Source organism: Mammaliicoccus lentus (genome assembly GCF_947036595.1).
In the GTDB taxonomy this organism is placed as follows: Bacteria; Bacillota; Bacilli; order Staphylococcales; family Staphylococcaceae; genus Mammaliicoccus; species Mammaliicoccus lentus.
Genome location: NZ_OX344834.1, coordinates 2,757,141 through 2,770,286 on the forward strand (window position 1 = coordinate 2,757,141; position 13,146 = coordinate 2,770,286).

The following is a 13,146-nucleotide window of genomic DNA, read 5'->3' on the forward strand; positions in this document are numbered from 1 at the left end:
TTCTTAATAAACAGAAGCTAATTCTTCTTCATCACCTATAGATTTACGATCATCAAAGAACGCATTTAACAGTGCATCTTCTTCATTTTCTAGTTTATGCTGTGAAATTTTCTGCATCATCAATTTATAGTCTTTCGGAATGACTTTTACAACTTTCTCCGCGATTAAATCAAAATCTTCTAACATGATTTTCGCCTTTTTACTATCTGTATATTTAACATGATCCTCTAGCATTAATTTCAAATTAGTAATTTCACTTTTATCTTTTAACGTTTCAAATTCTAGCGTGTCAAGTGCGTTTGTTCTTTTAAATGCATCTATGTCAGATGGAGCAACGTAACACACGCCACCACTCATACCTTGACCGAAGTTACGTCCAACATCACCTAAAATTACGACACGTCCACCAGTCATGTATTCTAGACCATGGTCACCCACGCCTTCTACAACCACATTTACACCACTATTTCTAACGCAAAAACGTTCACCAGCTCGTCCATTAATGTACGCTGTACCGCTCGTTGCACCATAAAAACATACATTACCAACAATAATATTATTTTCTCTTGCTTCGTTTGGAGCCTTTAAAATAAGTTTAGCGCCTGATAACCCTTTTCCGAAATAGTCATTCGCATCGCCAGTATGATGTAAAGTCATACCTTTAGGCGTGAATGCACCATAACTTTGTCCTGCATGTTTAAACGTTTTGACATAAATCGTATCTTCTGGGAGTCCAGGTTCTCCATGTACTTCCGTAATATAACTACCAGTTATCACACCAACATTACGCTCAATATTTCTAATATTATAGCTTCCAACAAATTTCTCACCATAATCAATAGAAGCTTTAGCATCATCATAAAGTTTAGACAAATCAAAACCTTTATCAAGTTGGTGATCTTGATCCATAATGCGATGTTTATCTCCTTCGATAACAAATAGTAATGCCTCTAAATCTAGCTCTTTCGCTTTAGGGTGTGTGTAGTAGCGTTCCGAAACTTCTAATAAATCTGTTCGACCTACTAACTCATCCATAGACTTAAGGCCTAATGAAGCTAAAATTTCTCTTATTTCCTCGGCAATAAAATACATAAAGTTTACTATATGGTCTGCTTTTCCAGTAAATAGTTTTCTTAATTCTCCATTTTGTGTAGCAATCCCTACTGGACACGTATCTTTATGACAAACTCTCATCATAATACAGCCAAGGACTACTAACGGTGCCGTGGCGAAAGCAAATTCTTCAGCGCCTAATGCACATGCTAATGCAACATCGCGGCCAGTCATTAATTTTCCGTCTGTTTCTAATGTGACACGGGAACGTAAACCATTTAACATAAGTGTTTGATGTGTTTCCGATAAACCGATTTCCCATGGTAGACCTGCATGTTGAATACTTGTCTTAGGTGAAGCACCAGTACCGCCGTCATAGCCACTAATAACAATTTTATCTGCATGAGCTTTTGCTACACCTGCAGCAATTGTTCCTACACCTGATTTTGAAACAAGTTTCACACTAATATCTGATGTGCGATTTGCATTTTTTAAATCATGGATTAGCTGTGCTAAATCTTCAATTGAATAAATATCATGATGTGGCGGCGGTGATATTAATCCTACACCAGGCGTTGAACCACGAACTTCAGCTACCCAAGGATAAACTTTAGTGCCTGGCAATTGTCCGCCTTCACCTGGTTTAGCACCTTGCGCTACCTTAATTTGAATTTCTTTAGAATGTTGCAAGTAATCGCTTGTAACACCAAACCTACCAGATGCAACTTGTTTAATAGCACTCATATAATTTGTACCATCCGGTTTCACGATGTAACGCTCTGGATTTTCTCCACCTTCACCACTGTTACTACGACCACCAATACGGTTCATTGCTTCTGCTAATGTTTGATGTGCTTCTTCAGATATTGAACCAAAACTCATTGCCCCTGTTTTAAATCTTGTTACAATTTGATCAGCTGATTCTACTTCTTTTAAATCGATTGCTTTTTTCTCTTTGAATTCAAGCAAGTTTCTTAAATGAGTCATTCTTTCACTATCAGCCGCTTCTGAATATTCTTTAAACATCTTGTAATCATTTTCTCTACACGCATGTTGTAATAAATGAATCGTTTTAGGGTTAAAGGCATGATAGTCACCTTGTAGTCTCCATTGGAACGTACTTCCAGAATTTAAATATTTAATATTTTCAGATTGTCTCGCTTTATTTTCTTGGTCTATCGTTTCAATTGAAATCCCTGATAGTTTAGACGGTGTACCTGTAAAGTACTTATCGATTACATCTTGGCCTAAACCTATCGCTTCAAATATTTGAGCGCCTTGGTAACTTTGAACAGTTGAGATACCCATCTTAGCCATCACTTTAATCAATCCTGCTGACAACGTTTGACTATACGCATCGATATTCTGCTCTACAGTACCTGTTAGTCTACCCGTTTCTGTTAAGTCTTCTATTGTATACTGTGCTAAATATGGAACAACTGCATTAGCGCCATATCCAATTAAAGTAGCTAAATGATGGACTTCTCGACATTCACCTGAATATGCAATGATACTTGTATCAAGTCGCTGACCAGTTCTAATTAAACTTTGATGAATATGACTAACTGCTAATAACATCGGCATAGCAAATTGGTTTTCTAAATCATTTACCGACTCATCTTCTAGTACTATTATTTCTGCACCATTTGCTACAGCTTGTGAAACTTTATGCGATAGTTCGTCTAAAGCATCTTCAAGCGATGTTTCATATACCGTAGAAATAAATTTTGTCTGATAAGTACTATTTTGGATTTTTTGAAGTTGTGCTTTAGACAATACAGGATGATTTAGCTGTATACGTTTCGTATTATCTTGATGGGGTTCTAATAGATTACCTTCTTTGCCTAAATAAACCATTTCACTCGTTACAATTTTTTCTCGATATGAATCAATTGGTGGATTGGTAACTTGTGCGAAGTGTTGTTTAAAATAATTAAATAATGATTCAGGTTGTGTACTCAATACTGCAACTGGTGTATCAAATCCCATAGCACCAATCGGGTCTTTTCGCTCACTAACTAACTCCGTCATATATTTATTGATTTCTTCTTTTGTATAACCAAACCTTCTTTGTAATTGGAATAATTGATCTTGACTTGTTCTTGATGGTGTCGCTATGACGTCGTTAATATTTAAATCTTGTTGACGTACCCATTCTTCATAAGGATATTCGCTTGCTATTCTTTGTTTCAATTCGTCATTTTCAATAACTTTATTTTCTTTAAAATCAACAAGTAATAATTTTCCTGGGTTTAATTGACCTTTATATAGAACATGCTCTTCATCAACATCAATTACTCCAACTTCAGATGAGAAAATAATTTCATTTGAGTCAGTAATTGTGTATCGACCTGGTCTTAATCCATTTCTATCTGTTAACGCTCCTAATTTATCACCGTCACAAAAACTAATCATCGTTGGTCCGTCCCATGGTTCCATCAAATAACTGTAATATTCGTAGAAAGCTCTAATTTTAGGGTCTTGTGTTTCGTTGTATAACCATGGTTCAGGTATAAGTAACATAGCCGCTTGCTCTGGTGGGATACTTAAACTTAAAAATTCAAGCGCATTATCTACAATAGAAGAATCACTACCAGATTCGTCTAAAACTTCTCCAATTTTATCTTTAACATCTCCAAAAATCGTTTCTATTAATTTATCTTGGCGCGCTCTCATCCAATTCACATTACCTTTAATCGTATTGATTTCACCATTATGCATCAATAATCTATTAGGGTGAGCTCTTTTCCAACTCGGAAATGTATTCGTACTAAATCTTGAATGAACTGAACCGAATTTTGATTCATATGCGTCATCTAATAAATCGACATATAATCCTTTAATTTGATCCGATCGCAACCAACCTTTATATACAATCGTTCTTCTAGATAAACTTGCAAAGTATAAATCTAAATTTTGCTCTTCACCATAACGTTCAATTTGTTTACGAGCAATAAATAACGAACGATCAAAATGTTCGCTCGTTTTATTTTCAACAAAAACTTGTTGTATTGTTGGCATTGTTTCTGCAACATGATCAGCTAATACAGAAGTATCTACTGGTACGTCTCGATACGTTATAACTTTTAAGCCTTCTTCTTCAAAGAAAGCATTGAACTTTTTTTCGTGAATACTACCCGCAATCTTTTTATCTGTAAAAAACATCCCTACTGCATAATGTTCTTCAGATGGTAATTTTAACTTTAGCTTCTGTTTAAAATAGAGGTGAGGGACTTCTGTCATAATACCAGCACCATCGCCAGTAATACCATCAGCGCCAACTCCACCTCTATGATCTAATCTGCAAAGCATTTCAATTGATTTCAGTACAATATCATGTGACCTTTTATTATCCATATTGGCGTAAAAACCAATTCCACAAGCATCATGCTCATCTGCTGAATCATATAGGCCAAGTCGTCTTCTATCTTTTTTTAATGACATACTACATCACCTCGAATTTAAAATTTCAGAATCTTCTCTAATTTATAGTTAACATCATACTTTAATGTGACTTATCTTAACAATATATAAAATAGATGAAATATATCTAAAAATTAGATAATATAAATCTAAGAGGTGGGAAGCGTGGAAATTAAACAGTTAATATACTTTAGAGAAGTCGCACAACGAGAACACATTTCAGAAGCTGCATTAGAATTAGAAATTGCTCAATCAGCTATTAGCAGACAAATTGCAAATTTAGAAAAAGAACTCAATACAGTTTTATTTTTAAGAGAAGGTAGAAATGTAAAATTAACTGAACGTGGTGAATTACTACTATCTTACGCGAATCAAATTTTAGATTTAGTAGAAGAAACTACTGAATTATTTATTCATCAAGACCAGACTGATAAGAGAGCTATTAGACTAGCTTATACTGAAAGCTATGTTGCACAAGCCTTACCTGCAATTATTAAATCGTTTGAACAAGAACATAATATAGAAATAAGACCGATGCTTATGACACCTATAGAAATTGAAGAAGCTCTAAACGCTCATCAAATAGACGTCGCACTTTGTGAACTAACACCTAAAATGATGAATAATAAAAACACTATTAAAAACACTTTGTTTGAAGAAACTTATAATTTATATGTTCATAACAACAATGATTTATCTATGAACCCGAAACCACCATTGTCTCAACTCAGTCATCAATATATTTATTATTACAACACACTGCCGGATCAAATCGCACAACTTATAAGGAAACACGCTTCACAAAAAGTATATCGAATTTCAAATCCAACTTTATTAAAACAAACACTACTAGCTGAGAAAGGTGTTTTAATTATCGCTGATTATTTAAGTGGTGGTATAGAGGATGAACGCCTTGTTAAAATACCTCTTACGCACACAGAACTGAAAAGAACAATTTATATCGTCTATCAACAGAACAACCAACATGCGCAATTAAATGCATTCGTCAATTTTGCTCAGACTTTACTTCATAGACAAACGACTTATCATTAGGAGGTAATTAAATCAATGGACTTTATTAATAGAACAACCGAAGAGATTGCTCAGGACTTATTAGGGGTAAGACTGATTCATGAAACTGAAGACTTAACTTACACAGGTTATATTGTAGAAACAGAGGCATATGTAGATATTCACGATCAAGCTGCACATTCCTTTAACGGGAAAAATACAAAGAGTGTCAAATCGCTATATTGTGAAGGTGGCACAATTTATGCTCATAGTATGCACAAACAGTTGCTCATCAACTTCGTTACACAAACTGAAGGTGAACCTCAAGGTGTGTTATTAAGAGCTATAGAACCTGAAAATGGCATAGAACAAATGGAAATCAACCGTAATCACAAGACGGGTGTGGAACTTACAAATGGACCTGGGAAATTCACACAAGCTATGCAAATATCTAAATCACTAGATGGCACAAAAATTGGAGCGGGCAGTCTTAAAATCGATACGATGAATCGAAAGTACCCTAAAAACATCGATACATCTGCTCGCATTGGCGTACCTAACAAAGGTGAATGGACAGAAAAACATTTAAGATTTACTGTTGCGGGGCATCCTTATATTTCGAGAGCGAGAAAGCGTGATACATTACCAATAGAACAAACATGGAAATAGTTTGAATTCACATTTTTTCATACGTATACTATACGTTATTCAATACAAATTAAAAGTGATGGTGCAATGATATGAAACAGCAATTCAAAACGAGTTTAAAGAAACCTTTCAATATAGCGATATTAGCTTTCATCGTATTATTAATAGGGGCTTTAATCTTCACAAAATATAACGCGCAATTTTATAAGACACCTATTGGCCACATCACAAATATTACGGATCAAAAAAGTAAAAATACAGTTGACCAAAATAAAAACAAAGATATCGTACATACCGAAAACATAAAATTAAAAATTGTTAATGGAAAATATAAAGGCAAAACATTAACCGTACCTCATAAATACACAGACTCACTTACTGACTCTGAAAAGTACCGTAAAGGTGATGAAGTTCTCATCTCATACACTGGTGAAGAAAGCTCTGCAATTATTAAAGGCTTAAAACGAGATACGTCTGTCGTGTTTATGACCGGATTATTTTTATTCACTTTACTCATGGTTGGTAGAAAATCTGGCCTTTATTCAATTATCTCGTTGTTTATAAATGTATCTGTCATTTTAATAATGATTAATTATTTCATGAAAAACGATAATCAGCATTTCTTTATTTTAATGGCTATAACCGTTATTTTTTCTACTATCATTTCGTTACTTTTAGTCAGTGGGTTTTCAAAAAAGACATTCGTTGCAATTCTTTCAACATTGCTCGGCACTTTTATCAGTATAGGAATTTCTCAACTGATTATGACTTTAACAAACAGTAATGGTATCAAATATGAAACGATGAGCTTTTTAACAATTCAACCAACACAAATATTCTTAGCTTCCATCTTAATCGGTTCTTTAGGAGCCGTTATGGATGTTGCCATCACACTCACAAGTTCGTTATATGAAATAAAGGCGCAACATCCTACAATATCTATGAAGCGGTTAAAGCAATCTGGTATCAATATAGGTAAAGATATTATGGGTACAATGACCAACATACTATTCTTTGCATATTTATCTGGAAGTATCCCAATGGTTATACTTTATTTTAAAAACAACAATACTGTAACGTATACACTATCGATGAATTGGTCCCTTGAAATTTCAAGAGCTTTGATGGGCGGAATAGGTATTGTCATCACGATTCCTATTACGATTTTTATCGTGATGTTATTTATGCAGAGAGAGGAGGCTAAATAATGGATACTACTTTCATTTTAGCTGTTATCCTTCTCATTTTAATGATTTTAGTCGGAGGCAAAACAGGATTTCGTTCATTTATAACATTATTCTTAAACATATTCACATTATTTATCGCAATATTACTTATTATCTATAAAGCACCAATCTTTATCGTGCTTATCATCTTTTGTTTATTAATAGCATGCATCAATTTGTTCTATATCAATGAATATAATACAAAAACACAATCAGCATTTTTAGCTACAATAATAACAACGCTCATTCTCATAGGATTAATATACTTTATTGTAGATATATCTATGTTGCAAGGTTTCACAGAAGAAGAACAAGATGAAACTTATATCTTTTCGATGAATATCGGTATTAACTATGCACAATTAATGGTCTTTACCATCGTTTTAGCTGTAATTGCAGCTGTAATAGATTTAACAATTTCTATCAGTTCTCCTATGTACGAGCTATATGAAGCACAACCAAATATATCTTTAAAACAACTCTTTAAATCTGGACTTACTATAGGTAGAGATATATTATCAACAACAACAAACACAATATATTTTGCTTATATAGGCGGACAAATTACATTGTTCTTTTGGTTTGGAAAATTAAATTATACATTTGGAGAAATTATAAACGCTAAAATATTTGCAGCTGAAATCATTTCAATATTATTAGGTGGTATAGCAGTCAGTATCGCTATTCCTATAACGTCTATCATCACAGTACAATTAATAAAAAGACGCAATAAATTAAATGAACATTAGAGTATGTAAAAAAGTTCGAAAATAAACTCCTTACTCAAAATAATGGGAGTGGGACTAGGGTTGGAAAAAGCTTGATATAAGCGCATTTTCAATCCAGTCAGCTACTGCCATTATAATAAAAGAGGCTGAGACATGTATTTATGTCCCAGCCTCATTTTTTATAAAACTTTAGATTTTGTTCGTTCTCAAGAACATTTATCTTCTGAATTCTTTTCTAATTAAATAGGCTCTAAATTTGATTCAATTTCTTCTCTCTTAGACTCTAAGAAATTTGGCAAATCTAATTTTTCTCCTAGTTGATCAATATCATCGTATGGGACACCCGGTCCTTCTGTAGCAAATTCAATTAATATATGTGAATGTCTGTAGTACAAGCTTTTGAAGAAATCTCTATCTATTATGCCAGAATGTACGACATTCTTACTATCTAATAGCTCTTTTACTTTCTTTAACTCTTCTTCATCCGCGACTGATAAAGCAAGGTGGTGAATACTACCTTTACCCGGTTTTTCTCTTTTTCCTTGTTCTTCAACTAGTACGATATCACTATACAATCCTTCTTGATCTCTTGTATAAAGCAATTCACTTTCGGAATCAGCGACATCAAAGTTTAAATCATTTTCCAAGAAGTTTTTCATATCAGTAACTTGGTCCATTTTAAATTCTATTGGCCCCATGCCCATAATCTGGTGTTCTTTCGGAACATCTGAATAACTATTATTACGCCAATCTTGTGGCGTCCTTCTATCACCATTAGGTAACAATACCATTTCTAGACCTTCATGATCACGAAAATGAAGTGCCATAAGCCCATTGTAAATGCCAATCGCATCATGGTCGACGTCCATTTCTTCAAAGCGCTCTTTCCAATAACTTAAACTTTCTTCACTAGGTACAAGCAATCCTATTCTAGATATACTATTCGTACCTTTGTAAGTTTGACCCATCGGCTTTAACTCAAAAAATGTTAATGACGTTCCAGGTGTGCCAACTTCATCTCCATAAAATAAATGGTACATAGATGTATCATCTTGATTGACTGTCTTTAAATACAATCGTAAACCAAGTTTGTTTACATAGAAATCTTTATTTAACTTCGCATCTTTCGTTAACATTGAAATATGATGATGCCTTAATATTTCTACCATAATTGTACCTCCTATATATTTAAGTACATTATAACTGTTTCATTATCCATGCACAAAAATACAACTCACTTTAGACACCGGTCGCAGTGGACTCAGTGAGAGGGTAGTCTTAATATGCATATTTTTCGAAAAATCATTTTTTTAAATGTATGATTAAAAAATAAGGAGAGATGCGTCATGACAAGTGAACAGAAAAAGAGATCAATTTCTTTGTTATTAGCTGGTTTTATTATTTTTTCCAGTTTATATGTAACTCAACCGATATTTAATGGCTTAAGTCACTATTTTGATGTTTCGTTATCTGATGTGAGCTTAACACTTTCTATTTCTACTTTTATGCTAGGTGTCGGATTAGTTATCGTTCCAATGTTAAACAACATTGAAAAAAAACGTATGATGTCTATCTCTGTATTATTAGTGAGTATACTTTCTTTGATTAGTGTATTTGTTAAGCAATTTGAGGCTTTCTTAGTGATTCGAGGATTAATGGGTTTAGTACTTAGTGGCGTTCCTTCTACTGCCATGGCATATATTGCTGATGAAGTTCATAAAGACCGTGTAAGTAAGGTTATGGGTTTATATGTCGCAGGCACAACGTTTGGTGGTATGTCTGGACGTGTCGTTGTCGGTATTTTAACTGATCTATTCAATTGGCAAATTGCAATTGGTACATTAAGCGTAATTAATTTAATTTTTGCTATTTTGATGGTCTCTTTATTACCTGTATCAAAAGTCCAAACTCCGAACTGGATTTCTCCTAAACAACATTTGCTTAAATACATTCAATTATTAAAAATTCCAGCAGTTTTAAAAACAATGTCATTATCATTTTTATTAATGGGTACCTTCGTCACAATTTACAGTTATATTACTGTTAGATTTGAACAACCTCCATTCTCTTTAAGCGAATCCACTATTGCTTTTATATTTATACTTTATTTAATTGGTACATATAGCTCTATCAATTTCGGTAAATTAAGTATTAAACTTGGTGTTAAAAAAGCTTACGCACTTGCCATTACCATTATGATTGTAGGTATTGCCTTAACATTCATCACATACTTACCTATTGATATTGTAGGTTTAGCAGCAATGACATTTGGATTCTTTGGTGCACATTCTATTCAAAGTAGTTATATAGCTACACTTACAGAATCAAGCAAGTCTCATGCGTCTACATTATATTTACTAGGATACTATGTAGGCTCAAGTTTATTAACAATATTAGGCGGTTATATCTATGTACATTTAGAATGGTTAGGCATTGGTATATTGTCACTACTCTTAACCTTTATAGCTGTGTTCATTAGCCGTTCTCTATTTAGAGATAGCACAACTTAAATAATTTATTAATAAAAAAAGAGTAAAGACATCTACAGTGTGTAAATGTCTTTACTCTTTTTTATTGTTAACACTTTTTACTTTATGCTAAGCCTAGTTTTTCTAGTCCAAGTTCTTCTACTGTTAGACCTTCTTCAAAGAATTCTCTTTCTAGAATTGTCGATGCAATAGCGATAATTGCATCTATATTAGGGGTCTCTACGCCGATAACTTTCCCTAAACTTGACCAAAGTACTAATCCGTATGCAATATCTTCTGTAAGATAGCGATTGTCTACTGAATTTGGTCCATGTATTTGAGAAAAGACAGGACTGTCATTAAACAATTTATTAAGAGGAACGTTTTCGTCTTCTATTGATAAATAACCTCTTTCAATACGAGCACCTTTAGCAGTATTTAACTCAAACCCTAATTTTCTTCCGAGTGCCAATCTTTCTAATTCTACAGCATGAAGTAATTTTACCGTATGAGGTGTAATACCTTCTGAATACAATGAGAAATCTTTTGAGTAATCTATTCGACCAACGTTTAATAAAGTTGGGCCAGGATGTACTTCTGGGTTACCGTTTTCTAGGTTTGTTTTCCATAAACTTTCTTCTTTAACAACATAAGGGTATAACTTCTCTACTAATTTAAAGCTTTCATTTAAATAAGTTTTATAATATGTTGAAAAGTGCACTTTTTTCACATTTAAAGATAAGTTTACTTCTGCAGTATCATAATTAACACGTGTAGCATACGTTAATGTGTTAACTTCAGCAAATTGTGGTCTAAAATCAATATGCTTAGATTCTAATACATTAATAAACCTAATAGATCCCATTGCTGCTGCCATATTAAAGAGTATTAATTGATTCTCTTTAACAAAAGGCGCCATCGTTTTAGCATAATGTTCTATAAATGATGATGGTATAATCATTTGAATTAATTCTGCATCTTTCAATACATATTCAATATCATCACTAATATTCGTGAATTTTATAAACTTACTATCGCCTTCATTATTAAATTCAAATCCACCTTTTTCAAAAGCTTTATCAAATTTATTTATAGACTGATTTCGGCAATATAATTTAACCTCGTGACCTTTATCTATCATATCTAAAGCAGCTGTTACTGCACCATTACCTGAGCCAACAATTGCAATTTTCATTTTTAAAACTCCTTTCTTTTAGTATCATAAATAATTGCTTATTTTATAAATACCCAAGAAATTTTAACATAATGATTACAATTATTAACTAAAAACGTTTAAAAATTTTATTTTTCATTTAATTCTTTCGTTGATACACGCTCTATAACACCAGTTATAACGTTAATGATGGTATCAATATCTTTATCTTCAATAACTAATGGAGGTGCCAAACGAATAATATTTCCTTGTGTTTCTTTACATAAAACACCTTGTTGATTAATTTCTGATACTATTTCTTGTGCATTTTCATTGAGTTCTATTCCCATAAATAAACCACGGCCCCTTACTTCTTTAATAATTGGACTTTTAATTTCTTGGAGACCCTTTAATAATTTATCTCCTAATTCTACAGAGCGCTCTGGTAGAGACTCATCGATTAACACATCTAATGATGCTATTGAAACCGCACAAGCCAATGGATTACCACCAAAAGTCGATCCATGTGTTCCAGGTGTCAGAACTTGCATAATATCATCATTAGCAGCTATTGCTGATATTGGATAAAAGCCACCACCTAAAGCTTTTCCGAGTAATATTATATCCGCTTCAACGTCTTCCCACTCAATTGCTAACATCTTACCAGTTCTGCCTAATCCGACTTGAATTTCATCAGCTATTAATAATATATTATGTTCATCACATAATTCTTTAACTTCTTTAATAAAGTTCTTTGGTGGAATATTGACGCCACCTTCACCTTGTATTGGTTCTAATATAATAGCTGCAGTTTGAGATGTGATTTTAGAAGATAAATCCTCAATGTTTCCAAATTCACTATATTTTATATTGCCAGCTAGCTCACCAAATCCTTCTTTATATTGATCATTTGATGATAAAGATAATGAGCCTATTGTTCTGCCATGGAAATTACCTTCCATCGCTATAATTTCAGCATCATGCGCATTTAAACCTTTCACATCTTGTGACCATTTTGTCGCAACTTTAATTGCTGTTTCTACCGCTTCAGTTCCAGTATTCATCGGCAAGACTTTATTTTTATTCGTGAGTTTGCATACTTTTTCTTCCCACACACCTAAATTATCACTATATAAAGCTCTTGAAGTCATCGTAATCTTTTGGCTTTGTTCCAAGAATGCTTGAATGATTTTTGGATGACAATGTCCTTGATTTAATACAGAGAAACCTGACACACAATCAATATATGTATTACCTTCTGAATCTTTAACATATGCACCTTTACCTTCTGTCAAAACAATATTTAAAGGGCTATAGTTATTCGGGCTATACTTTTCAGTTAGTTCAATATAATTATTCATTTAACATCCACCTTCATAATAAATATTCTATATTTCGTATTATTATTCATATATGATACATATTATCGGAGAATA

9 protein-coding genes are annotated in these 13,146 nt (G+C 33.1%); 5 read left to right on the forward strand and 4 right to left on the reverse strand.

All coding sequences use genetic code 11. The features are described 5' to 3' along the window. Positions 1 to 3 precede the first annotated feature (3 nt). Positions 4 to 4,497 (reverse strand): glutamate synthase large subunit, encoded by a 4,494-nt coding sequence (gltB, locus tag ACNMOQ_RS13730; protein ID WP_416350005.1) that lies wholly within the window; start codon positions 4,495 to 4,497, stop codon positions 4 to 6. Between the two features lie 144 nt (positions 4,498 to 4,641). Here gltB and gltC point away from each other — a divergent pair, with 144 nt between their 5' ends. From gltC to ACNMOQ_RS13750, 4 genes are all read left to right on the forward strand, one after another. Beyond that, positions 4,642 to 5,529: a glutamate biosynthesis transcriptional regulator GltC gene (gene gltC, locus ACNMOQ_RS13735; RefSeq protein ID WP_216684000.1), complete on the forward strand. Its 888-nt coding sequence runs from the start codon at positions 4,642 to 4,644 to the stop codon at positions 5,527 to 5,529. A 15-nt stretch (positions 5,530 to 5,544) separates the two neighbouring features. Next, complete coding sequence (locus ACNMOQ_RS13740) at positions 5,545 to 6,156, forward strand: DNA-3-methyladenine glycosylase (RefSeq protein WP_416350006.1); 612 nt, start codon at positions 5,545 to 5,547, stop codon at positions 6,154 to 6,156. 71 nt (positions 6,157 to 6,227) lie between these two features. Next, entirely contained in the window at positions 6,228 to 7,343 is a 1,116-nt protein-coding gene (locus tag ACNMOQ_RS13745) for a YibE/F family protein (RefSeq protein ID WP_017000868.1), read from the forward strand. Beyond that, positions 7,343 to 8,110 (forward strand): YibE/F family protein, encoded by a 768-nt coding sequence (locus ACNMOQ_RS13750; RefSeq protein ID WP_017000867.1) that lies wholly within the window; start codon positions 7,343 to 7,345, stop codon positions 8,108 to 8,110. Before ACNMOQ_RS13745 ends, ACNMOQ_RS13750 begins: the two co-directional genes overlap by 1 nt. A gap of 218 nt (positions 8,111 to 8,328) precedes the next feature. Here the strand turns inward: ACNMOQ_RS13750 and ACNMOQ_RS13755 are convergent, their stop codons facing one another. After that, complete coding sequence (locus ACNMOQ_RS13755) at positions 8,329 to 9,258, reverse strand: VOC family protein (protein ID WP_064204268.1); 930 nt, start codon at positions 9,256 to 9,258, stop codon at positions 8,329 to 8,331. A 177-nt stretch (positions 9,259 to 9,435) separates the two neighbouring features. Between ACNMOQ_RS13755 and ACNMOQ_RS13760 the strand changes: the two genes are divergently transcribed. After that, positions 9,436 to 10,599 (forward strand): MFS transporter, encoded by a 1,164-nt coding sequence (locus ACNMOQ_RS13760; protein ID WP_064204269.1) that lies wholly within the window; start codon positions 9,436 to 9,438, stop codon positions 10,597 to 10,599. Positions 10,600 to 10,681: 82 nt separating this feature from the next. On the opposite strand, the gene ACNMOQ_RS13765 is transcribed toward ACNMOQ_RS13760, so the two are convergent. Together ACNMOQ_RS13765 and rocD are read right to left on the reverse strand one after the other, a co-directional pair. Beyond that, positions 10,682 to 11,752, reverse strand: coding sequence for an NAD/NADP-dependent octopine/nopaline dehydrogenase family protein (locus ACNMOQ_RS13765; protein WP_016999243.1), 1,071 nt, complete (start codon positions 11,750 to 11,752; stop codon positions 10,682 to 10,684). Positions 11,753 to 11,859: 107 nt separating this feature from the next. Next, positions 11,860 to 13,071, reverse strand: coding sequence for an ornithine--oxo-acid transaminase (gene rocD, locus ACNMOQ_RS13770; RefSeq protein ID WP_016999242.1), 1,212 nt, complete (start codon positions 13,069 to 13,071; stop codon positions 11,860 to 11,862). Positions 13,072 to 13,146 lie beyond the last annotated feature (75 nt).

Bases quoted from the DNA above. Each gene is read 5' to 3' on its own strand.
- ACNMOQ_RS13750 (WP_017000867.1), top strand. From the start codon at position 7,343: ATGGATACTACTTTCATTTTAGCTGTTATCCTTCTCATTTTAATGATT.
- ACNMOQ_RS13740 (WP_416350006.1), top strand. From the start codon at position 5,545: ATGGACTTTATTAATAGAACAACCGAAGAGATTGCTCAGGACTTATTA.
- ACNMOQ_RS13760 (WP_064204269.1), top strand. From the start codon at position 9,436: ATGACAAGTGAACAGAAAAAGAGATCAATTTCTTTGTTATTAGCTGGT.
- ACNMOQ_RS13755 (WP_064204268.1), bottom strand. From the start codon at position 9,258: ATGGTAGAAATATTAAGGCATCATCATATTTCAATGTTAACGAAAGAT.
- gltB (WP_416350005.1), bottom strand. From the start codon at position 4,497: ATGTCATTAAAAAAAGATAGAAGACGACTTGGCCTATATGATTCAGCA.
- ACNMOQ_RS13745 (WP_017000868.1), top strand. From the start codon at position 6,228: ATGAAACAGCAATTCAAAACGAGTTTAAAGAAACCTTTCAATATAGCG.
- rocD (WP_016999242.1), bottom strand. From the start codon at position 13,071: ATGAATAATTATATTGAACTAACTGAAAAGTATAGCCCGAATAACTAT.
- ACNMOQ_RS13765 (WP_016999243.1), bottom strand. From the start codon at position 11,752: ATGAAAATTGCAATTGTTGGCTCAGGTAATGGTGCAGTAACAGCTGCT.